Consider the following 21,495-nt stretch of genomic DNA (forward strand, 5'->3'; position numbering starts at 1 on the left):
TGGTTCACCGTACGCGCCGGACGTCCCCCAGTCCGCGGCCCACGAACCGTCAGCGAAGGAAGAAGAAGATCCGGCGAGAGTTGCTCTGGAATGTTGCGCGGTCCGGAGCGTGCGGTGCGGCCACCGCCGTGGCAGCGCTCGCGGTCAACACCGTGGCGCACGTGATCAGCCTGAGGTAACAGCCCGGCAGGCAGCGCTCGGCCGCCGTCCCACCCCTGGTCAGAGGGGCCGGACGGCGGCCGCCCCGGCGCCCCGTCAACATCCCTCAGGAATACGTCACTTCACCGCTCCCGCCATGACTCCCGTCACGAATTGCCGCTGGAACGCGAAGAACACCGCCAGCGGGATGATCATCGAGACGAAGGCGCCGGGCGCCAGGACGTCGATGTTGTTGCCGAACTGCCTTACCTGGCGCTGGAGTGCCACCGTGATCGGCGCGCTCTCGGAGTCCGCGAAGATCAGCGCCACCAGCATGTCGTTCCACACCCACAGGAACTGGAAGATCCCCAGCGAGGCGATCGCCGGGCCGCCCAGTGGCATCACGACGCGCGTGAACAGCCGTATCTCGCCCGCCCCGTCGAGCCGTGCCGCCTCCAGCAGCTCTCTCGGGATCTCCGCGAAGAAGTTCCGCAGCAGGAAGATCGCGAACGGCAGACCGAACGCGACATGGAAGATGATCACGCCGATCGTCGTCTCGAAGATGCCGATCTGGCCGAACAGCTTGGAGACCGGCACCAGCGCGACCTGGACCGGGACCACGAGCAGGCCGACGACCACCATGAACCACCAGTCGCGGCCCGGGAATTCCATCCAGGCGAAGGCGTATCCGGCGAGCGAGCCGATCACCACGACCAGAACCGTGGCAGGGACGGTGATCAGCACCGTGGACAGCAGCGAATCGGTGATCGCCGTGTTGTCGAGGAGCCGCGAATAGTTCTCGGTGGTCAGCTGCGCCGGGGCCGAGAACACCTTCCACCAGCCGCTCTCACTGATGTCCGTCGCGTCGCGCAGCGACGACAGCAGCAGCCCGAACGTCGGCATCAGCCAGAACAGGCCCACCAGGATGAGAAACACCCGCATCACGCCACCGCCGGCGCCTGCCGCGATACGCGCCGGGAGTGACTGCTTGGCCTTCACCACACCGTCGGTCGTGGTCATCGGCGGCTCTCCCTTCGCATCCTGCGGATGTTGAACAGCATCACCGGGATCACCAGCAGCAGCAGGAGTACGGAGATGGCGCTGCCCAGCCCCACGTTCGAATCCGTACCGAACGACGAGCGGTACAGCTGGAGAGCGAGGACGTTCGCGTCGTCCTGGGCCGAGCCCGGCGCGATGATGAAGACCAGGTCGAAGATCTTCAGCACATTGATCATCAGGGTGACCAGGACGACCGCGAGTACCGGCGCCAGCAGCGGCACCGTGATCTTGCGGAAGACCTGCCATTCGTTCGCGCCGTCCACCCGCGCCGCTTCGAGGAGTTCACGCGGCACGCTCGCCAGGCCCGCCGCGATCAGCACCATCGCGAAGCCCGCCCACATCCAGACGTAACTGCCGATGATCGCCGGGGTGACGAGCGAGGGGCCGAGCCAGTTGACGCCGTTGTACGGCTCCCGGAAATTGTCGGCGGGCAGCCGGAGTTGGGCGCCCTCGGCGGACGCGGGCAGGCTGAACGTACCGTCCGCTCCGGCTCGTGCCGATGCGACGACCTTGCCGTCCCTGACTGCCTCCACCTTGATGCCCTTGAGGCCGAGCTCCTTGGCGTCGATGGTGTTGGGCTTGCCGCCTCCGCCCTTGGTGAAGTCCAGCCAGGCGGTGCCGGTGATCTTTCCGTCGTCCGGCTGTGCCGGCTTCGCGGGCTTGGCGTCGGACGGCATCTTGTCGGGCGCGACGCCGACCAACGGGAGCTGGACCTGTTTGCCCGCGGTGGCGGGCTCCTTGGCGACGAAGGACCCGCCCGGACCTGCCTCGAGCGGATGGACGGCGAGCGGACGCGCCTTGGGGAATCCGGCCGACTCGGCGAAGGTGTCATGGACGCCCACCCAGACCGCGTTGGCGACACCGCGGTCCGGGTCCTGCTCGTACACCAGCCGGAAGATGATGCCCGCGGCGAGCATCGAGATCGCCATCGGCATGAAGACGATCAGCTTGAAGGCGGTGCCCCAGCGGACCCGCTCGGTGAGCACGGCGAAGATCAGACCGAGCGCCGTCGAGACGGTCGGCGCGACCACCACCCAGATCACATTGTTCTTGACCGCGGTGAGGATGGTGTCCTCGGTGAATATCTCCTTGTAGTTGTCGATCCCGGCGAATCCGCTGCCGGACTGGTCGAAGAAGGACCGGTAGACCGAGTACCCGATCGGGTAGACCACGAGCGCGCCCAGCAGCACCAGCGCGGGCAGCAGAAAGCCGACCGCGATGATCTTACGTGTGCCTGTCACGCTCTTGCGCTTGTCGGCGGGGGGCGTCGGACGTACGGAGCCCCTCGCGGTCGCCGCAGTTGTCACCGATTCAGCTCTTGTACGCCTTGGCCGCGTCCGACTCCAGCTTCTGCTGGGTCCCGGCGACGTTCTTCGGGTTCTTCAAGAAGTCCTGGAGTGCTTTCCACTCGCCCTTGCCGGGCGTACCGCCGAACGACTGCGGCATCTGGTCCGACATGTCGAAGCGGAATGTGTCGCCCGCCGCGATCAGCGCCTTGGCGATATCGCGCTGCACATCATTGGGGTACGCGGAGATGTCGAGCGACTTGTTCGGTGAGATGAACCCGCCCGACTCGGCCCAGATCTTCGCGGCGTCCGGGGAGGCCAGGAAGGTCAGCAGCGCCTGTGCGCCCTTGGAGTCCTTCAGCGCCACGGCCGCATCGCCGCCGGTCACCACCGGAGGCTCGGCGCCCACCGCCGGGAACGGGAACACCTTCGCGTCCGTACCGATCTTGGCGTCGGTCTGCGCGATGTTCACCGAGACGAAGTCGCCCTCGAAGACCATCGCGCCCTTGGGCTGCTCACCGCCGGTGAAGGTCTGGGTGACCGATGCCGGGAACTCCGTCTGGAGCGCGCCGTCGGCGCCGCCCGCGATCAGGTTCGGCTTGCCGAAGAGCTCGCCGAGCGTGGTCAGCGCGGTCTTCACGGACGGGTCGGTCCACTTGATCTGGTGCTTGGCCAGCTGGTCGTACTTCTGGGGTCCCGCCTGGGAGAGATAGATGTTCTCGAACCAGTCGGTGAGCGTCCAGCCGTCCGCGCCGCCGACCGAGACCGGGGTGACACCGGAGGCGGAGATCGTCTCGGCCGTCGACAGGAACTCCTTCCAGGTCTTCGGCTCGCTCGCGCCCGCGTTCTCGAAGGCCTTGGCGTTGTACCAGACCAGGGACTTGCTGGCGGCCTTGAAGTAGACGCCGTACTGCGTGCCGCCGACCGCGCCGAGATCCTGCCAGCCCTTGGTGAAGTTCTTCGCCAGCTCCGCCTTGGCCTCGGCGCCCAGCGGCTTGACCCACTTGCGCTGCACGGCCTGCTGGAGCGCGCCGACCTGCTGGAGGAGTGCCACATCCGGGGGCTGACCGCCGGCGATCTTCGTACCGAGGTAGTTGAGCATCGCGTCCTGGGTGGGGACGAAGGTGACGGAAGCCCCGGTGCGCTTCTCGAACTCCTTGAGGACCTTGGTGAAGTTCTCCTGCTCGGGGCCGGTCCAGACGGCCACGACCTCGATCTTCTCGCCGTTCAGCTTGGGCAGTTGGACCGTCGCCGCGGACTCCTTGCCCTTGCCCTCGCCCGGTTTCGCCTTGTTGTCGTCCTTGTTGTCGCCGCAACCGGCGAGTGCGAGAGCACCGATGGCGGCGAACACCACTGCGGTCCTGCCCGTGCGAAGAGTTGTGCGCATCACTGCCCCGTCTCTCCCGTGCCCTGTCCCGTGCCGACAGGTGTACGCCCGGTACTGGAGGGCCGCAATACCGCACCAGGCGTCAACCAGCCTTTTGTGATGGCCTTGTGACGTGATGTCAGGTCAAAGGGCGGGCCTGTGCTGTCGCTCAGGGGCGGGCCGGATTCAGCGGCGGAACCGGAGTCGCGTCCACTGATCGTGCAGCTCGCTCCAGGGCACTGGCCAGAAGTGCCAAGTCCGTTGGCCCATTGCCCAGTTCACGAACGGGCCGACGGGTCGGCGGGTCACCCATCCGCTCCCACTCGAGCGGCACCACAGTGGGACGCAAGGTCGCCGTACGCGGAATGCGTCCCGTCACCCGGCCGCTCTGGAACGGGGTCACCCGGCCGTCCGGATGCCCGAGCCTGCCTCGACCGGGGGCAGGGTCGTCCGGCCCCGGCGCGGCGGGCGGCGCATCCAGCACGACACGCAGCCGCGCACCCTGTGCCAACTCGGTGTCGGCCGTACGGTCGGGACGCGCGGACGTCGCTATCAGATGTACACCGAGCCGCTCGCCGTCCCGGGCCACGGTTTCCAGGGCCCGTACGACCGAACCGGCCGCGGGCCGCCCGGGGCTGCCGAGCGCCGGTGCGACCAGCGCGTCGAAGTCGTCCACCAGCACGACGAGCCGCGGGAGCGGAGGCGGACCCTCGGCCTTAGTACGGGCCCCGGGGCGCAGCCGGAGCGTGCCGCTGGCGGGGGAGTCGAGGTCACCGCGCTGCTCGGCGGCGCTCGGCGGGCGCTGGCCCACCATCCGGTCGGCCACATCGCGCTGGGTGTGCCACTCGGCGAAACCGACGCTGCCCAGCAGCTCGGACCGCCGCTTCAGCTCGGCCCCGAGCGCCTGCGCGAACGCCCGCATCCGGACCGGGTCCGAGGCCACCAAGTGCTCGGTGACATGGGGCAGTTCGGTACAGGCGGCCAGTCCTTCGCCGCGCTCGCCGCCGGCTCCGTCGACCAGCAGCAGCCCGAGCCGGTCCGGGCGTCCCGCGGCGGCCAGCGAGGCAGCGACGGAGCGCAGCAGCTCAGTGCGGCCGCTGCCCGCCGGGCCTTCGATCAGCAGATGCGGGCCCTCTTCGGTGAGATCGACGGTGAGCGGGCCGCGCGGACCCGCGCCGAGCACCGCGGTGCCGTCGCCCGCCGATGCCCAGCGCGCCATCAGAGATGCGGGGGTGGCGCGGGCGAGACCCAGCTCGTCCAGCAGCCGTGCGGAACGCGGCAGCGCCGCGACCCGGTCGAGGTGTGTGCCGGTGCCCTCGGCGCGCAGCGGCGCGACGGCGCGCCCGAAGCGTTCCGCCCAGGGCGCCGAGACCGCGTCCACCGCGCCGACCGTGCCGCGCCCGACGGGCTGCCCGCCGGCTGTACGCATCAGCCGCAGCGCGGTCGCCACATCGCCGCTGAGCAGGGCGACCGCCCCGCACTCGCGGAAGGCGAGCGAGGCCGCGCACGCCGCCTCGTAGGTCGCGGCGACGGGTGAGAGCGGCGAGGCGGCCGGGGTCTCGGCCAGACAGATCAGATGGATCCCGGCAGCGGGGCCGGCGCCGGCCAGCCTGGCCGTCGTCTCGCGCAGCGCGGCCGATCCGGGGTCCCCGTCGACGATGACGACGGTACGCGCGCCTTCGTACCGCGCGGCGGCTTCGGCGACGGCCCTGCGCTCGGCGCTCGGCCAGCCCGGGCCGAGCGGCCCGTCGTCCAGGCGGCGGGTGAGTTCGGCACTGCGGGCGGTGGCCTGGTCCCGGTCGTAGGCGAGGAGCAGTCGGCAGTCCTGGCCGTGCGCGGGCCGCAGATGCGGCAGCCAGCCGAGCCAGGCCCACTCGCTCTTGCGCTCCTCGAGGCTCCGCGACCGGTCCGTGGAGACCAGCACGATCTCCAGATCCACAGGCGAGTGCAGCGCGGCGAGCTGCGCCACGGCGGACCTGGCAAGACCGGCCAGCCGCGCCCTGGGCCCGGCGAGCCCGAGCGAACCGGCCTCGCGCAGGCCGACGGTCACCGGCACGGCAGGCAGCTCGGCCCGGTCGGTGGTGCCGAGGCGGAGCACAAGGGACTCGGGATGCCCCGCTCCACGCTCCCAGATCCGGGGGCCGGGGCCGAGCGCGGTGAGCAGCACCGCGGCCGGATCGGGCCAGCTCTCGACGGCGCGCGTCGCGGCGCTGCGCGGTCCGGGCTGCGACGGGAGCTCCGGGACAGGCTCCTCCCGGCCTCCGGCGAGCCGCCGGGCCCAAGCTCCTATACCGCGTCTGCGGGGGGTGGCGCCGTCGGGCAGGCGGGTGCCGCGGAAGGGGGCGGCTTGGCGCGGCGGGCCGCTGGGAGCTGCGGGGCTGTGGGCCTCGGGCGGTTCGGGGACCTCGTGGGTCTCGTCCGCCCTGGAGTGCATGGCGTCGCCGTGGGCGCTGCCGTCGGGGCCGTACGTGTCGTATGTATAGAGCGTCTCGGCATCGCCGCGCCCGGCGCTCGTCGGGGCTGCGGGAGCGGTGGGGTCGTACTGGAAGGGCACACGGCGCTGATCGCCTGCCCGGGGGACTTCGCGGGGGCCCGAAGCGTGGGGAGCCCGGTCGGCGGACCCGGGACTGGCCGGAGCCGCACCGCGCGCGCCGGAGCCACCGTGCCCGGAAGCGCCCGATCCGGAAGCGCCCGGAGCCGATGCGTCGGGGCCGTAGCCGCCGGTGCCGGAACCGGCGTCGTCCCGGCGGGCCCAGCTGGGTACTGGTCGGCGATGTCCGGGGTCGGCCGGACCGGAGCTGCCGAGGCCCGAGCCGCCCGGCCCGAAACCGCCAGGAGCTGATCCGTCGGAACCGGAGCCGCCGGAACCGGAGCCGCCGGGGCCGGAACCGGACCCACTGGAACCGGACCCGCCCGGACCAGCCCCGTCCGCCCGGGTCACCCGCAGATGCCCCTCGCCGTCCGGCGCCGTCGGCAGCGCGGGCGTCGGGTCGCACGGGGTGACCCGGAGCGTCGACTCGCCAAGTCGCAGCAGCGCGCCCGCGGGCAGCCTGACCGGGCGGGTGCTCAGGGCCGCGCCGTCCAGCGTGGTGCCGTTCGTCGAGCCGAGGTCGGCGACCGTCACCCGGCCGTCCTCGGCGACCGTGACCGCGCAGTGCAGCCGCGAGACGTCCGGGTCGTCCAGCGGTACGTCCGCCTCGGCGGAGCGGCCGATCCTGATCTGGCCGCCGTGCAGCAGATGGACCCCGCCCGCGTCGGGACCGGCGACCACATGGAGCTGGGCCGAGGCGTCCGCCCCGGGAGACTCGTCCTCACCGGGGACCTGAAGGGAGAGCACCGCGCCGTCCACCAGCGGCGGCTCGCCCAGCGTGCGACGCTGCGCGTCGAGCCGCTCCTGGCCCGCGTACAGCACGACGGAACCCGAGACATCGGGGCCGGAGACGGCCGCCGCGAGGCCGGAGGCCACGGCGGCCAGCGCCGTCCCGGCAGGCGCGGTGATCAGCACGTCGCAGGCGTGTCCCGCGGCATGTCCCGCCGAGGCGTGTCCCACGGAGGCATGCCCCGCGGTCGCGGATCGGCCGCTGCGCGGCGCGAGGACAGTCAGCCGGATCTGCATCGCCGTCAGCAATCCCTTCTGCGCGGGGTACCCGGCAGGGGAGCCGCCCTGTGATCGCCCCCACCCGGCAGGTCGGCACGCGCCACAGGGCTCCCGCCCCCACGACTCCGTGCTGAGGGCATCCTCGCACCTGCCACTGACAACACGCCCGGGGACCACCAGTACGTGATCTTGATTGGTCGGCTCTGGGCGTAAAAATGCCTGGTTGGGATCTGATCCGGAACGTGCGTGACGTTCGCAGCACGGCTCTTCGGCAACCATCCGTACGATGCCCGCGTCTTCCTTTCGAACACGACCAGCGGTCATCAGGAGGGGATGCGCAGGAGGAAGTCGGGCAGACGACCGGCCGGTGCCGTGTCCGGCGGCACTAAAGTGGGTCGGACACCCGGGTGGGCCACCGCGCCTCCGAGCAACGGCCACAGCGGCCCGGGACCACGCAAGGACCACGATCAGCAGGGAGCGCATGACGTGCGGCCGGTAGGCAGCAAGTACCTGCTCGAGGAGCCCCTCGGGCGCGGCGCCACGGGCACCGTCTGGCGAGCCAGCCAGCGGGAGACCGCGGGCGCCGAGGCGGCCGTCGCGGGCCAGCCCGGCGAGACCGTCGCGATCAAGGTCCTCAAGGAGGAGCTTGCTAACGACGCGGACGTGGTGATGCGCTTCCTGCGCGAGCGCTCCGTCCTGCTCCGCCTCACCCACCCGAACATCGTGCGCACCCGGGACCTGGTCGTCGAGGGGGATCTCCTCGCCCTCGTCATGGACCTCGTCGACGGCCCCGACCTGCACCGCTACCTCCGCGAGAACGGCCCGCTCAGCCCGGTCGCCGCCTCGCTGATGACCGCCCAGATCGCGGACGCGCTCGCCGCAAGCCACGCGGACGGCGTCGTCCACCGTGACCTCAAGCCCGCGAACGTACTCCTCAAGACCGACGCCGACGGCCAGATGCACCCGATGCTGACCGACTTCGGCATCGCGCGCCTCGCGGACTCCCCGGGCCTGACCCGTACGCACGAGTTCGTCGGCACGCCCGCGTATGTCGCGCCGGAGTCGGCCGAGGGCCGTCCGCAGACCTCTGCCGTCGACATCTACGGCGCGGGCATCCTGCTGTACGAACTGGTCACCGGCAGGCCCCCGTTCGCGGGCGGCACGGCCCTCGAGGTGCTCCACCGCCACCTCAGCGAGGAGCCTCGCCGCCCCACCACCGTCCCCGAGCCGCTGTGGACGGTCATAGAGCGTTGCCTGCGCAAGGAGCCGGCCCAGCGGCCCAGCGCCGAGAACCTCGCCCGTGGACTGCGTACCGTCGCGGCCGGAGTCGGCGTGCACTCCACGCCCGCGCAGGTCGACGCCGCGCTCGGTGTCGCCGCGCTGCTCGCGCCCGACCCTTCGCCCGCTCAGGTGCCCGAGGCGCCGGGTGCGGCCGACCCGACGCAGGTCCTGCCGAGCAACGCGGGGTCGTACGACCCCAACGCCGCGACCAGCTTCCTGCCGCAGACCGGCGCCCCGCAGTCCGGACCCCCGCAGAGCGGCGACCCGACCACGGTGATGCCGCCCGTACCGCCGGGTCAGCCGCGTCCGGAGGACCCGCACCCCTGGCAGTCCCAGCTGCAGGCGGCCCGCGACCGCAACGAGCAGACACAGGTCCAGTACCTCGACCCGAGTCAGGACCCGCTGCGCCGGCGGCCGCAGCGCCAGCAGCAGAGGCCCCCGCAGCAGCCGCCGCGGCAACCGCAGCAGTACGCGCCGCAGCCTCAGCAACACCGCCCTCAGCAGCAGCGTCCTCAGCAACAGCGCCCGCCACAGCGGCAGCAGTACGCCCCGCCGCCGCAGCCTCAGCAGTACGCGCCGCCGCCCCAGCAGCCCGCGCCGCGCCAGCCGAGGCAGCCGCGCCAGCCCAACCCCAACCGCATGAGGATCCCGGGACTCGGCTGCCTCAAGGGCTGCCTCTTCACCGTCCTGATTCTCGTCGGCGCGGGCTGGCTGGCGTGGGAGCTGTTCCTCCAGGACTGGGTCTCCCAGGGTCAGAGCTATTGGGACGCGATCGGCGACGGCATCTCGAAGGTGACGAAGTGGATCTCGAATCTCGGCGGCTCGGACCCGGGCACCGGAGGCACCGGCAACGGCTCGGGCGCCGGACAGTAGTGACTCGGTAGCTTTGTCGACTTCTGCGGGGTGATTTCCCCCGCAGAAGTGAAGGTTGGCGCCATCCGGGGCACACAGCCCCCCGATGCCCGCGTACGTTACTCAGGTGCGCCTCGCGTGTCGCCGTCCGCCACGGTGCCCGGCCTTCATTTCGGGCCGGGGGTCCGGGGGTCGTCCCCCGGGTAGACACAGCGGGCAACGCCAGCCGCTGAGGGAGCAGTCTTGGCACGGAATATCGGCAGCCGGTACACGGCCCACCAGATCCTGGGGCGGGGCAGCGCCGGCACGGTGTGGCTCGGCGAGGGACCCGAAGGGCCCGTCGCCATCAAGCTGTTGCGCGAGGACCTGGCCTCGGACCAGGAGCTCGTCGGGCGCTTCGTCCAGGAGCGGACGGCCCTGCTCGGACTCGACCACCCCAAGGTCGTCGGCGTCCGCGACCTCGTCGTCGACGGCAACGACCTCGCGCTCGTCATGGACCTCGTCCGCGGCACCGATCTGCGCACCCGCCTCGACCGGGAGCGCCGCCTCGCCCCCGAAGCGGCGGTCGCGATCATCGCGGACGTCGCCGACGGCCTCGCCGCGGCCCATGCCGCCGGAGTGGTCCACCGCGACGTCAAGCCGGAGAACATCCTCCTCGACATGGAGGGCCCGCTCGGCCCTGCCGGTTCGCACCCGGCGCTGCTCACCGACTTCGGCGTCGCCAAACTGATCGACACCCCGCGGCGCACCAAGGCACTGCGCCCTTCGGCGGGACACGCCCCGAACCCGTCGGGCATCATCGGCACCCCCGACTACATCGCCCCCGAGATCGTCGAGGGCCTGCCGCCGCGGGCCGCGGTCGACATCTACGCCCTCGCCACCGTCCTGTACGAGCTCCTCGCGGGCTTCACCCCCTTCGGCGGCGGCCACCCCGGCGCGGTCCTGCGCCGCCATGTCACCGAGACCGTGGTCCCGCTCCCGGGCATCCCCGACGAGCTGTGGCAGCTCATCGTCCAGTGCCTGGCCAAGGCCCCCGCGTCCCGCCTTCGCGCCTCCGAACTGGCCGCCCGCCTCCACGACCTGCTCCCGCTCCTCGCGGGCATGCCGCCGCTGGACGTCGACGAGCCGGATGCCGAGCCGCCCTCGGAGCCGTACGCGGACGTGACTCCGGCCACCCCCGACGAGCCCCGCCGCCGCGGCGCCGTCCCGCTCGTCCCCGGCGCCGCCCCCGCGGACTCCAACCGCGACACCCACACCTCGATGCGGGTCCCGGCACCGGACGAGCTGGCAGGCGGCGCCCGCGGCACGGCCCGCGCGCCCCGTACCCCCGGCCAACGCCGCCCGGGCTCGGCCCGCCACAAGTCGGACGCGGTCCGCAAGCGCCGGATCACGCTGGGGGCGGCGGCACTGGTGCTGGCCGCGGTGGTGGGCGTCGGAGGCTGGCTGGCCACGAGCGACGGTGATACGGACGCGCCGCCGCAGGACTCGAAGCAGTCGGCACCCTCCGAGCCCTAGCGGGTAGGGTCGCCGCGCCCAGCCGTTACGCTGGGGGCGTGGCAGTCGTCGATGTATCCGAAGAGCTGAAGTCCCTCTCCTCGACCATGGGGTCGATCGAGGCCGTCCTGGACCTCGACAGGATGAGGGCAGACATCGCTGTGCTCGAGGAGCAGGCCGCGGCACCGTCCCTCTGGGACGACCCCGAGGCGGCGCAGAAGATCACCAGCAAGCTTTCGCACCTCCAGGCCGAGCTCCGCAAGACCGAGGCGCTCCGTGGGCGGATCGACGACCTCGGTGTGCTCTTCGAGCTCGCCGAGGACGAGGACGACGCGGACACCCAGGCCGAGGCGGAGTCCGAGCTCGCCGCGGTCCGCAAGGCGCTGGACGAGATGGAAGTCCGTACGCTCCTGTCCGGCGAGTACGACGAGCGCGAGGCGCTGGTCAACATCCGCGCCGAGGCCGGCGGCGTCGACGCCTCCGACTTCGCCGAGCGCCTGCAGCGTATGTATCTGCGCTGGGCCGAGCGCCACGGCTACTCCACCGAGGTCTACGAGACGTCGTACGCGGAAGAGGCCGGCATCAAGTCGACCACCTTCGTCGTGCGGGCGCCGTACGCCTACGGCACGCTCTCCGTCGAGCAGGGCACGCACCGCCTGGTGCGCATCTCGCCCTTCGACAACCAGGGCCGCCGCCAGACGTCGTTCGCCGGCGTCGAGGTGCTGCCGGTCGTCGAGCAGAGCGACCATGTCGAGATCGACGAGTCCGAACTGCGCGTGGACGTCTACCGCGCCTCCGGCCCCGGTGGCCAGGGCGTCAACACGACGGACTCCGCCGTGCGCATCACGCACATCCCGACCGGAATCGTCGTCTCCTGCCAGAACGAGCGCTCCCAGATCCAGAACAAGGCGAGCGCGATGAACGTCCTCCAGGCCAAGCTTCTTGAGCGCCGCCGCCAGGAGGAGCAGGCTCTCATGGACTCCCTCGGCAAGAGCGACGGCGGCAACTCCTGGGGCAACCAGATGCGTTCGTACGTCCTGCACCCGTACCAGATGGTCAAGGACCTGCGTACGGAGTTCGAAGTGGGCAACCCCCAGTCGGTACTTGACGGCGAGATCGACGGCTTCCTCGAAGCAGGAATTCGCTGGCGCAAGCAGCAGGAGAAGTAAAAGGACGCTTTGTCGACAAGGGAACTGCCGCCTCCGAGGCGGCAGTTCGCTTTTATGTCACAGTTGCATCCCCGCAGGTCAGGCAACCTCCCTCATACCGGACATCGCACGCGCAACCGCCTTGACGCCTTTCCAAATCTTGGGAAAGCTGACGCGCGGCATGCGTATCTACTGGGGCGCGTGTGAGTGGGGGTCGAACGAAACAACCCCCAACGGCAGTTGCCCCGGACGCTGCTCCATTGACGAATAGCTACTGGGGGTAGCAACCAGATGACCAAGAAGACGCGTATCCGTGTGGCGCGCATTGCCGCCGGCGCGGTGATCGCCGCCGGTGCGTCACTGACCGCCGCCGGCGCCGCTTCGGCCGTCGGTGTCGGCATCAACGTGGGTCCCCTTGAGGTGTCGGCCAACGCCGACGAGTCGGGAATCGACGCCGGTATCGGTGTCGACGCCGACCCGACGGAGATTCCGACGGATGTCCCCACCGACGTTCCGACCGACGTTCCGACCGATGTCCCCACGGACGTCCCGACTGACGTCCCCACGGATGTTCCGACGGACAAGCCGACGGACAAGCCGACGGACAAGCCCACCGACAAGCCGACGGACAAGCCCACCGGTAAGCCGACGGACAAGCCGACCGGTAAGCCGACGGGCGACCCGTCCGAGAACCCGACCGGCAACCCGGGCACCGGCACCGGTGACAACGGCGACGCCGGTACCTGCACCGTCGACCTCGACGGTGCCAAGTGCGCGGACAACACCGACACCGACAGCGCCGGCTCCAAGCCGGTCGAGCAGGGCAAGGCCAAGGAGGAGCTGGCTGAGACCGGCGCCGCCGAGACCACGTTCCTGCTGATCGGTGCCGCGACGATGATCGCCGGTGGCATCGGCTTCCGTATGCTGCCGCGCCTCGTCGGTGGCGGACGCACCGTCGCCTAAGCGACACAGCACGTAACAGCACGTAAGAGGAGGGCCCGGGGCGCTACAGCGCCCCGGGCCCTCCTCTTACGTATGTCTACGCGGTCTGGTGCGCGGCCAGCAGCGCCAGCGCCGCTATCAGCACCACCAGCAGGGTCAGCAGCGCCACCGGGTTCAGGCCGCCGAAGGGGCCCTCCTGCTGCAGCCGCTCGCGGTTCGCCCGGCATACCGGGCATCGGCCCTCGTTCACCGGGGCCGCGCAGTTCGCGCACACCAATCGGTCGTAGGTCATGCGCTCTCCTCCTCCCGCGCGCCGGAGCCGCAGGTGCGGACCGTAAGCACAGTTCTCTTCCGACAACGCTCAAGGAAACGCAACCGTTCCCCTACCACTGTGCCAGCTCCCGCGCGTTTCGGCGCGCCGCCCCGGATTACGCCCGTTCCGTTACGGGACAAAATGCGCAACCCCGCGACGTCGACTGCGAGCGCCAGGCTCCTTCGCGTAGTGTCACGCACACCTACCCCCGGCCGACCGTGGTGCACCCGTGATCCGATTCGACAACGTCTCCAAGACCTACCCCAAGCAGAGCCGCCCAGCCCTGCGCGATGTGTCGCTCGACATCGCCAAGGGGGAGTTCGTCTTCCTCGTGGGCTCGTCCGGTTCCGGAAAGTCGACCTTTCTGCGCCTTGTTCTGCGTGAGGAGCGCGCCAGCCAGGGCCTGGTGCATGTCCTCGGCAAGGACCTGGCCCGGCTGTCGAACTGGAAGGTGCCGCACATGCGCCGCCAGCTCGGCACCGTCTTCCAGGACTTCCGCCTCCTCCCCAACAAGACCGTCGCCGAGAACGTGGCGTTCGCGCAGGAGGTCATCGGCAAGCCGCGCGGTGAGATCCGCAAGGCCGTGCCCCAGGTCCTCGACCTCGTCGGCCTCGGCGGCAAGGAGGACCGGATGCCCGGTGAGCTCTCCGGTGGTGAGCAGCAGCGCGTCGCGATCGCGCGGGCCTTCGTCAACCGCCCCATGCTGCTGATCGCGGACGAGCCGACCGGAAACCTGGACCCGCAGACCTCCGTGGGCATCATGAAGCTGCTGGACCGGATCAACCGGACCGGGACCACCGTGATCATGGCGACCCACGACCAGAACATCGTCGACCAGATGCGCAAGCGCGTCATCGAGCTCGAGAAGGGCCGTCTCGTACGCGACCAGGCACGCGGCGTCTACGGCTACCAGCACTGAGCCCGTACAGACTGAAAGGCTGAAAGCTCGCCATGCGCGCCCAGTTCGTCCTGTCGGAGATCGGCGTCGGTCTCCGCCGCAATCTGACGATGACCTTCGCCGTCATCGTTTCGGTAGCCCTTTCGCTCGCCCTCTTCGGCGGTGCGCTGCTCATGCGCGAGCAGGTCAGCACGATGAAGGACTTCTGGTACGACAAGGTCAACGTCTCGATCTTCCTCTGCAACAAGAACGACGCGGCGACCTCGCCCAAGTGCGCCAAGGGCGCCGTCACCGCCCAGCAGAAGGAGCAGATCGAGGCCGATCTCAAGAAGATGGATGTCGTCGACACCGTCCAGAAGGAGTCGGCCGACGAGGCGTACAAGCACTATCGGGAGCAGTACGGGGACACCCCCATCGCCTCCACCATCACGCCGGACCAGATGCAGGAGTCGTTCCGCGTCAAGCTGGACGATCCGGAGAAGTACAAGGTCGTCGCGACCGCCTTCGCCGGCCGGGACGGTGTGCAGTCCGTCCAGGACCAGCGCAACATCCTGGAGAACCTCTTCTCCCTCATGAACGGCATGAATGTCGCCGCGCTCTTTGTGATGGCGCTGATGCTGGTGATTGCGCTGATGCTGATCGTCAACACCGTGCGGGTGTCGGCGTTCAGCCGCCGTCGTGAGACCGGCATCATGCGACTTGTGGGAGCATCCAGCTTCTACATCCAGATGCCGTTCATCATGGAGGCCGCCTTCGCCGGTCTGCTGGGCGGTCTGGTCGCCTCCGCCATGCTGCTCGTCGGCAGGTATTTCCTGATCGACCACGGTCTGGCGCTCTCCCAGAAGATGCAGTTGGTCAACTTCATCGGCTGGGACGCGGTGGTCACCAAGCTGCCGCTGGTGATCGCGATCGGGCTGCTGATGCCCGCCATGGCCGCTTTTATCGCTTTGCGCAAGTACCTCAAGGTGTGACAAGCGCCCCGGGCGCTGTACGGCCAACGGCCGTACGGCGCCCTTTGCTTGTCCTAGAGTGGGCGCCATGCCGGGCCCGGAGTTCTGCCCTCGGCCCCGCCGCATCCGCCGCGGGGCGGCCCTGACGTTGGTCTTTGCCAGCGTGCTCGCCACCGCGGCCGCCACCGACGGTCTGCCGCGCGACGACGAGAAAACGCCCCGCCCCCTTGCCGCCCGCGCCGCTGCCGCGACCGTCGACCGCGACGACGTTGCCAGGGCCGCCGCGGAGGCGATGGCCGACGGCAAGTCCGGCACGAAAGCGGCCGAGGACGTCGTCAGTCGCAGCGGGGACCGCTGGGGCGCGGTGTACGACAAGAGCGAGTACGAGGAGTTCGAGCAGGCCCTCGACGGTGAGTACACGGGCGTCGGCCTCGGGGCCAGACGCGCCGCCGACGGGCGTGTGGAGGTGGCCAGGGTCCAGCCCGGCGGGCCCGCCGACAAGGCGGGCATCAGGGCCGGCGACCGGCTCCGTACGGTCGGCGGCATCGACGTCGACAAGCGTCCCGTCACCGAGGTCGTGGCGCTGCTGCGCGGCGGCAACCGTACGAGTGTGGTCCTGGGCCTCGAGCGCGCCGGCCGGAGGTGGTCCGAGACACTGTTGCGCACCACACTGACCACCGAGGCGGTCACCGTCCGCAACCTCGCCGACGGGGCTGTGATGATCAAGGTTGCCTCCTTCACCAAGGGCTCGGGCATGCAGGTACGGAACGCGGTCCGGGCCGCTCCCGCCGGGGCCGGCGTCCTGCTCGATCTGCGCGGCAACGCCGGGGGCCTGGTCGCCGAGGCCGTCACCGCCGCCTCCGCCTTCCTCGACGGCGGCCTGGTCGCCACGTACGACATACGAGGCGAGCAGCGTGCTCTGTACGCGGCAGCGGGCGGTAACACCGAGCGACCGGTGGTCGCGCTCGTCGACGGCGGCACCATGAGCGCCGCCGAGCTGGTCACCGGGGCGCTGCAGGACCGCGGCCGCGCGATCACGGTGGGCTCGCGCACCTTCGGCAAGGGCTCGGTCCAGATGCCCAGCCGCCTTCCCGACGGCTCGGTCGCCGAGCTGACCGTCGGCCACTACCGCACGCCGGCGGGCCACAGCGTCGACGGCCGGGGCATCACACCGGACCTGGTGGCGGGCAAAGGGGCCGAGAAACGGGCCCAGACGGTATTGAGTGGCCTCGGGGGAGGGTCGTAGTGCGAAAATGACCGCACTATGGCAAAGGAAACAGGGCGCAAGCTGATCGCGCAGAACAAGAAGGCGCGGCACGACTACCACATCCTCGACACCTACGAGTGCGGTCTCGTGCTGACAGGTACCGAGGTGAAGTCGCTGCGCCAGGGGCGGGCCTCGCTGGTGGACGGCTTCGTCCAGATCGACGACCACGAGGCGTGGCTGCACAACGTGCATATCCCCGAGTACACCCAGGGGACGTGGACCAACCACAGCGCGCGGCGCAAGCGGAAGCTGCTGATGCACCGCGCCGAGATCGACAAGCTCGCGTCGAAGACGCAGGAGACGGGGCACACGATCGTGCCCCTCGCGCTGTACTTCAAGGACGGCCGGGCCAAGGTCGAGATCGCGCTGGCGAAGGGCAAGAAGGAGTACGACAAGCGGCAGACGCTGCGGGAGAAGCAGGACCGGCGGGAGACGGACCGCGTGATCTCGGCGGCGAAGCGGCGTCAGCGGGCCTGAGCCGTGGGCGCGGGGGAATATGCTGGCACGGTCGTGCGTTGGTCACGTACGATGGCACCTGCCCCTCACGGGGTGCACCACCAGCACCACCTTGAAAAATAAACATGGGGATGATCGGTTTCGACAGCGGATGTCGAAGCAGGGGAAGCGAGCCGAGGAAGCGGCAATGATCTCGTAAACCATATGTCGCAACCAATAATCGCCACTTCCAAGAGCGATTCCCGCGCCTTCGCGCTCGCTGCCTAATTAGCAGCTAGCGAAGGCCTTCGGGTGTCAGCCCGGGGCTGTTCCCGACCCGGATCCTGGCATCAGCTAGGGAACTAAACCTCTAAGCCCGGTCACGGGGCGTAGAGGGAAATCAAACAGTGACTGGGCCCGTCGGAGACTTGTTCGCGTGATCTCCGGGGCCGAGAAAATCGCAGCGAACTGCGCTCGGAGAAGCCCTGTTTCTGCACCGTTGGACGCGGGTTCGATTCCCGCCATCTCCACAATTCCCATGTGAGGCGAAGGCCCGGCTGCTACGGCAGCCGGGCCTTTGTCGTGCGTACGGTGTGTGCACAGGAGTGTGCACGGCCGTGTACGCCCACGGCCGTGTACGCCGACGTGCCTGCCGCGGCTCAGGCCGCCGGCTGGTGGCCGCCGGTCAGCAGTCCGAGCAGGTGGTCCATCTCGGTGCGCCAGATGCGGTGCACATTCATCCGGGTCGGCTGCGGCTGCCCGGGCAGCTGGAAGCGGAACGAGCTCCAGATGGCGTTGCGCTTGACGTCACCGATCATTCCGACAACTTCGGCCGGCTGAAGTGCGAAAGCGATCTCCTGCGGGCGATTGCTCATCCGGCCCGCCTTGTGGACGACCACGGCCTGTTCGGTCACGGTGATGAAGTAGTACGTCAGAAACGCCTGGCCTATGAGGCCGAGCATGCTCATCAGCCACACACTGGGGCCTGCGATGGCCTGGATGGTGACGATGGGCCGGTCGGCCGGATTGGCCTGTGCGATGGCGGTGGCCACCTGCTGCTGGATGGTTGCCTTCTTGATGGCCATGGGCCCTCCCCTGAGCGGAACGCAGGCCCCCGCTTCGGGGGCGGTGCAGCGTATCGCCCTGTCCGCGGCGATATCCGCCCGGGGCTGGGGTCAGGGCCGCCGGGCCTTCGCCGCTGCGGACAGCAGCAGCGCGACCGCGGCCGCCGAGAGAGGCACCACGTATCCGTACGGTGCGCTCGCGTGCTCCACCGTCCAGCCGCCCGTCGCCGAGCCGGCCGCTATGCCGCCGAGCAGCGCGGTGACCGCGAGCGTCATGCCCTCGTTCAACTGGCCTTCCGGGGTCAGGCGTTGCACCAGCGTCATGCCGGTGACCATGGTCGGGGCCGTGGCCATCCCGGCCAGAAGCAGCGCTCCGGCCAGCGTGAGCAGCGAGCCGGTGGCGGCGGCGAGCAGCGGCAGCGACATCAGTGCCGTCATCGCGGCGATGCAGGTCAGCAGGCGGCGCGGAAGGCTGCGGGCGGGGCGTACGGAGCCGTAGAGCAGGCCGGCCGCGCACGATCCGGCCGCCTGGAGTGCGAGCACCGCGCCCGCGGCGCTTGCATGCCCGCGGTCGTCCGCGAACGCGATCGTCACGACCTCCATGGAGCCGAAGACCGCTCCCGTGGCGAGGAAGACGGCGAGCATCGCGGGCATTCCCGGCGTACGGAGCGGGGATCCGGCGTGCGTCGAGCGCGCGGCCACCGGCGGTTCGGTGGAGCGCTGGGCGGCGAAGATCAGTACGCCTGTCAGCAGCAGGACCGCACCGGTCAGCGTGCCCGCCTCGGGGAAGAGCGCGGAGCACAGGAACGCTCCGAGCACCGGGCCGAGCATGAAGCACAGCTCGTCGGCGGCCTGCTCGAAGGAGTTCGCGGTGTGCAGCGCGGCCGCGTCGCCCTTGTGGAGATGGGCCCAGCGTGCGCGGGACATGCCGCCGGTGTTGGGGGTGCTGGCGGTCGCGGCGTATGCGGCGAAGAGCGTCCAGTCGGGCGCGCCGAAGCGTACGCACAGCAGCAGCGCGAGCGAGCCGAGCGCGGCGAGCGCGGTGGCGGGCACGGCGATACGGGCCTGCCCGTACCGGTCCACGAGCCGCGCGGTCCACGGCGCGACCAGCGCGGTGGCGGCGAGGCCGGTCGCGGTGACGGCTCCGGCGAGGGCGTACGAGCCACGCGACCCGGCGATCATGATGACGGCGCTCACGCTGAACATGCCCATGGGGAGGCGGGCGATGAGGTTGCCGGCGGTGAAGGCGCGGGCGCCGGGGGTCGCGAAGAGCCGGGCGTAGGGGTTTTGCCGCGGGGTCCGGGTGGCGCCCTGCGGCTCGAAGAGCCGGAGGTAGGGCGCGAGGCGGGACTTTCCCCCACCCCGCCCCTTCCCGTAACCGGGGCTCCGCCCCGGGCCCCGCGCCTCAAACGCCGGCGGGGCTTGATCTTCCGCCCGACGGGCTGAATCTTTCAGCCCGTCCGGCGATTGAGGACTGGGGGTCTGGGGGCGAAGCCCCCGGTTACGGGATTGCGGCATGGGGCAACCCTCGCCGCGGCGCTCCCGCCGCGTCCAACACCTGCTCGGCACCCATTGACGCACCCACGTTGTAAATTCACCGCGTGCCCCAGGACATGGACCCCCGGCTGCTCCGCGCCTTCATCGCCGTCGCCGACGAGCTGCACTTCACCCGTGCCGCTGCGCGGCTGTATGTCGCGCAGCAGGCCCTCAGTCGCGATATCCGGCGGCTGGAACGGGAGTTGGGCGTCGAGCTGTTCGTACGGACCACCCGCCAGGTGACCCTCACGGCTGACGGCGAGCGGCTGCTGCCGTACGCGCGGCGGGTGCTTCAGGCCCAGGACGATCTGCTGGCCGCCGCCTCGGGAGCGTCCCGGCCGCTCCTCGTCGACCTCAACGGCGAGGGCATGGCGTCCGGCCGGGTGCTGGCGCGGGCCCGTGAACTCGCCCCGGAGTGCGAGCTGATGGCCCGCTTCGAGAGTGGGCTGACCGGCGCCGCCGCCGAGATCGTCGCCGGTCGGCTCGATGTCTCCTTCGGGCGGTTCGCCGGGCTCGAGCCCGGCATACGGGCACTCCTGTCCCACCAGCCCGTGCGGTACGAGCCGATGGCCGTGCTGCTGCCGCACGACCACCCCCTCGCCACAACGTCCCGGATCCCGTTGAACGCTCTGGCGGGCGAGACCGTATATGCCGGTGCGGGCAATCCGCGCACTCTGGAGTGGACGGATCTGGCGCTGCGGCTGTTCGCGGGACGAGGGATCGCGATCGCGCCGCCCGCGCCCGTGGCGATCGGTGCTGAGGAGTTCCGGAGGGTGATGGCAAAAACGCGTAACCCGGTCCTGGCTGTCGTGGACTTTCCAGCCATGCCGGACACCGTGCTGCGCCCGATCGTCGACCCCGTACCGCTGTCACCGCTCTCGCTGGTGTGGCGCAAAGGATCGCGCCACCCCGGAGTGGACGCGCTTCGAGCGGCGGCCGCCGAACTCGCCGCGCAAGAAGGCTGGCTGGAACGGGACCCATCCGGATGGTTGCCGGAATGTGACATGTCGCTGATGTGTGACAACAGCTGACACAAGGGCACGACTGTCATCGGTGTGCGCTACATTCTGGGTCCGGGTGCATGAGGTAGGGGGCGTTCGGATTGGGTGGGGACCCGGTCCGGCGAACACTGGTCAGTCGTATGCGCGCTCGTATTTCAGCCAGGTGGGGGTGTGTGTACAACTGTGGACAATTGGCAAGAAGATTCCCGTATCGGTCATACTCATGAGCCGTACGAAGTCACTGTCCAACTGGACGGGCTTGGCCGAATACTGGGGGATCTACCGCCCGAGCCGGCTGCCCAGGAGGGCTCCGACGGACCGGTCTTCGTCGATGAGAGCGGCCGCCGCAGCAAGAAGTTCCGTCGCCTCGGCTGGGTCTTCGCGATCGCCTGCGCCTGCTACGCCGTGACGCTCGTCGCCGCCCTCGTCGGCGGCAACTCCAGCGCACCCTGGCTGCCCGGCATCGGCCAGCAGGGCAAGGAGCAGACGGACAAGGTCGAGATACAGCCCGCCCCCACCGACGGCGCCTCCGTGGCGGCCACCCCCAGCGGCGTACCCGGCGCTCCCACCCCGACCGACTCCAACGGCGCCGTGCTGCCGCAGCCGTCGGGCCGTGCGTCGAACGGCAGCTCCGTCGGAGGGCCGGCCGCACCGGGTCCCGGGGCCTCCGGCTCCGTATCGCCCAAGCCCTCCGGTGGCGGCCTTCCGGTTCCCGGCGGGCCCTCCGCCTCCGCCTCCCCGGGCGGCGGCGGAAGCGATCCCGGACCCGAGCCCGACGGCAGCCCCACCGCTCCCACGCCGTCCGACCCCGGTCCGACCGGCGGTCCGACCGAGCCACCCATGCAAGAAGGCGCGCTCTAACACATG

The 21,495-nt window shown here is 70.3% G+C and carries 17 protein-coding genes and 1 other RNA gene; 11 read left to right on the forward strand and 7 right to left on the reverse strand.

Annotated features, from left to right (window positions below; all coding sequences use genetic code 11):
• Positions 1 to 276 precede the first annotated feature (276 nt).
• From ACFYXH_RS26765 to ACFYXH_RS26780, 4 genes are all read right to left on the reverse strand, one after another.
• Positions 277 to 1,158 carry a carbohydrate ABC transporter permease gene (locus tag ACFYXH_RS26765; protein ID WP_327323934.1) on the reverse strand — a complete coding sequence of 294 codons (882 nt, stop codon included), beginning with the start codon at positions 1,156 to 1,158 and terminating at the stop codon, positions 277 to 279.
• Positions 1,155 to 2,504, reverse strand: coding sequence for a carbohydrate ABC transporter permease (locus ACFYXH_RS26770; RefSeq protein WP_389567850.1), 1,350 nt, complete (start codon positions 2,502 to 2,504; stop codon positions 1,155 to 1,157). Before ACFYXH_RS26770 ends, ACFYXH_RS26765 begins: the two co-directional genes overlap by 4 nt.
• Positions 2,505 to 2,508: 4 nt before the next feature.
• Positions 2,509 to 3,870, reverse strand: coding sequence for an ABC transporter substrate-binding protein (locus ACFYXH_RS26775; protein ID WP_389567852.1), 1,362 nt, complete (start codon positions 3,868 to 3,870; stop codon positions 2,509 to 2,511).
• A gap of 148 nt (positions 3,871 to 4,018) precedes the next feature.
• Positions 4,019 to 7,465, reverse strand: a complete 3,447-nt coding sequence (locus ACFYXH_RS26780; RefSeq protein WP_389567855.1) for an FHA domain-containing protein — start codon at positions 7,463 to 7,465, stop codon at positions 4,019 to 4,021.
• 468 nt (positions 7,466 to 7,933) lie between these two features.
• Here ACFYXH_RS26780 and ACFYXH_RS26785 point away from each other — a divergent pair, with 468 nt between their 5' ends.
• From ACFYXH_RS26785 to ACFYXH_RS26800, 4 genes are all read left to right on the forward strand, one after another.
• Entirely contained in the window at positions 7,934 to 9,601 is a 1,668-nt protein-coding gene (locus tag ACFYXH_RS26785) for a serine/threonine-protein kinase (protein ID WP_389567858.1), read from the forward strand.
• A gap of 222 nt (positions 9,602 to 9,823) precedes the next feature.
• The gene (locus ACFYXH_RS26790; protein WP_389567861.1) at positions 9,824 to 11,095 is read left to right on the forward strand and encodes a serine/threonine-protein kinase; all 1,272 of its coding nucleotides are present in this window, start codon (positions 9,824 to 9,826) and stop codon (positions 11,093 to 11,095) included.
• 38 nt (positions 11,096 to 11,133) lie between these two features.
• Positions 11,134 to 12,243: a peptide chain release factor 2 gene (gene prfB, locus ACFYXH_RS26795; protein ID WP_389567863.1), complete on the forward strand. Its 1,110-nt coding sequence runs from the start codon at positions 11,134 to 11,136 to the stop codon at positions 12,241 to 12,243.
• A gap of 270 nt (positions 12,244 to 12,513) precedes the next feature.
• Positions 12,514 to 13,185, forward strand: coding sequence for a PT domain-containing protein (locus ACFYXH_RS26800; RefSeq protein ID WP_389567866.1), 672 nt, complete (start codon positions 12,514 to 12,516; stop codon positions 13,183 to 13,185).
• Between the two features lie 76 nt (positions 13,186 to 13,261).
• Here ACFYXH_RS26800 and ACFYXH_RS26805 read toward each other — a convergent pair whose 3' ends face one another.
• A complete protein-coding gene (locus tag ACFYXH_RS26805; RefSeq protein WP_362690189.1) occupies positions 13,262 to 13,456 on the reverse strand; it encodes a hypothetical protein in 195 nt (64 codons plus the stop codon).
• A 250-nt stretch (positions 13,457 to 13,706) separates the two neighbouring features.
• Here ACFYXH_RS26805 and ftsE point away from each other — a divergent pair, with 250 nt between their 5' ends.
• The 5 genes from ftsE (at position 13,707) to ssrA (ending at position 17,560) form a co-directional block, all read left to right on the forward strand.
• Positions 13,707 to 14,396: a cell division ATP-binding protein FtsE gene (gene ftsE, locus ACFYXH_RS26810; protein WP_266475950.1), complete on the forward strand. Its 690-nt coding sequence runs from the start codon at positions 13,707 to 13,709 to the stop codon at positions 14,394 to 14,396.
• Between the two features lie 32 nt (positions 14,397 to 14,428).
• A complete protein-coding gene (ftsX, locus tag ACFYXH_RS26815) occupies positions 14,429 to 15,346 on the forward strand; it encodes a permease-like cell division protein FtsX (protein WP_327323916.1) in 918 nt (305 codons plus the stop codon).
• 67 nt (positions 15,347 to 15,413) lie between these two features.
• Positions 15,414 to 16,571 carry a S41 family peptidase gene (locus ACFYXH_RS26820; protein WP_389567870.1) on the forward strand — a complete coding sequence of 386 codons (1,158 nt, stop codon included), beginning with the start codon at positions 15,414 to 15,416 and terminating at the stop codon, positions 16,569 to 16,571.
• A gap of 18 nt (positions 16,572 to 16,589) precedes the next feature.
• A complete protein-coding gene (gene smpB / locus ACFYXH_RS26825; protein WP_385309274.1) occupies positions 16,590 to 17,069 on the forward strand; it encodes an SsrA-binding protein SmpB in 480 nt (159 codons plus the stop codon).
• 106 nt (positions 17,070 to 17,175) lie between these two features.
• Positions 17,176 to 17,560: a transfer-messenger RNA gene (ssrA, locus tag ACFYXH_RS26830) on the forward strand.
• Positions 17,561 to 17,686: 126 nt separating this feature from the next.
• Here the strand turns inward: ssrA and ACFYXH_RS26835 are convergent.
• Both ACFYXH_RS26835 and ACFYXH_RS26840 read right to left on the reverse strand, forming a co-directional pair.
• On the reverse strand, positions 17,687 to 18,112 hold the full coding sequence (locus ACFYXH_RS26835) for a hypothetical protein (protein ID WP_389567873.1): 426 nt from the start codon (positions 18,110 to 18,112) through the stop codon (positions 17,687 to 17,689).
• A gap of 90 nt (positions 18,113 to 18,202) precedes the next feature.
• Entirely contained in the window at positions 18,203 to 19,609 is a 1,407-nt protein-coding gene (locus ACFYXH_RS26840; protein WP_389567876.1) for an MFS transporter, read from the reverse strand.
• 95 nt (positions 19,610 to 19,704) lie between these two features.
• On the opposite strand from ACFYXH_RS26840, the gene ACFYXH_RS26845 reads away from it, so the two are divergent.
• Entirely contained in the window at positions 19,705 to 20,658 is a 954-nt protein-coding gene (locus tag ACFYXH_RS26845) for a LysR family transcriptional regulator (RefSeq protein ID WP_389568509.1), read from the forward strand.
• Positions 20,659 to 20,811: 153 nt separating this feature from the next.
• A complete protein-coding gene (locus ACFYXH_RS26850) occupies positions 20,812 to 21,489 on the forward strand; it encodes a hypothetical protein (protein ID WP_389567878.1) in 678 nt (225 codons plus the stop codon).
• Positions 21,490 to 21,495: the final 6 nt, after the last annotated feature.

The sequence above is a fragment of the Streptomyces sp. NPDC002730 genome, assembly GCF_042888805.1.
Taxonomy (GTDB): Bacteria; Actinomycetota; Actinomycetes; order Streptomycetales; family Streptomycetaceae; genus Streptomyces.

What these genes read in the sequence shown, in the direction of transcription:
- ACFYXH_RS26765 (WP_327323934.1), bottom strand. Translation starts at nt 1,158, where the DNA reads ATGACCACGACCGACGGTGTGGTGAAGGCCAAGCAGTCACTCCCGGCG.
- ACFYXH_RS26775 (WP_389567852.1), bottom strand. Translation starts at nt 3,870, where the DNA reads ATGCGCACAACTCTTCGCACGGGCAGGACCGCAGTGGTGTTCGCCGCC.
- ACFYXH_RS26780 (WP_389567855.1), bottom strand. Translation starts at nt 7,465, where the DNA reads ATGCAGATCCGGCTGACTGTCCTCGCGCCGCGCAGCGGCCGATCCGCG.
- ACFYXH_RS26800 (WP_389567866.1), top strand. Translation starts at nt 12,514, where the DNA reads ATGACCAAGAAGACGCGTATCCGTGTGGCGCGCATTGCCGCCGGCGCG.
- ACFYXH_RS26805 (WP_362690189.1), bottom strand. Translation starts at nt 13,456, where the DNA reads ATGACCTACGACCGATTGGTGTGCGCGAACTGCGCGGCCCCGGTGAAC.
- ftsX (WP_327323916.1), top strand. Translation starts at nt 14,429, where the DNA reads ATGCGCGCCCAGTTCGTCCTGTCGGAGATCGGCGTCGGTCTCCGCCGC.
- ACFYXH_RS26820 (WP_389567870.1), top strand. Translation starts at nt 15,414, where the DNA reads ATGCCGGGCCCGGAGTTCTGCCCTCGGCCCCGCCGCATCCGCCGCGGG.
- smpB (WP_385309274.1), top strand. Translation starts at nt 16,590, where the DNA reads ATGGCAAAGGAAACAGGGCGCAAGCTGATCGCGCAGAACAAGAAGGCG.
- ACFYXH_RS26835 (WP_389567873.1), bottom strand. Translation starts at nt 18,112, where the DNA reads ATGGCCATCAAGAAGGCAACCATCCAGCAGCAGGTGGCCACCGCCATC.
- ACFYXH_RS26840 (WP_389567876.1), bottom strand. Translation starts at nt 19,609, where the DNA reads ATGCCGCAATCCCGTAACCGGGGGCTTCGCCCCCAGACCCCCAGTCCT.
- ACFYXH_RS26845 (WP_389568509.1), top strand. Translation starts at nt 19,705, where the DNA reads ATGGACCCCCGGCTGCTCCGCGCCTTCATCGCCGTCGCCGACGAGCTG.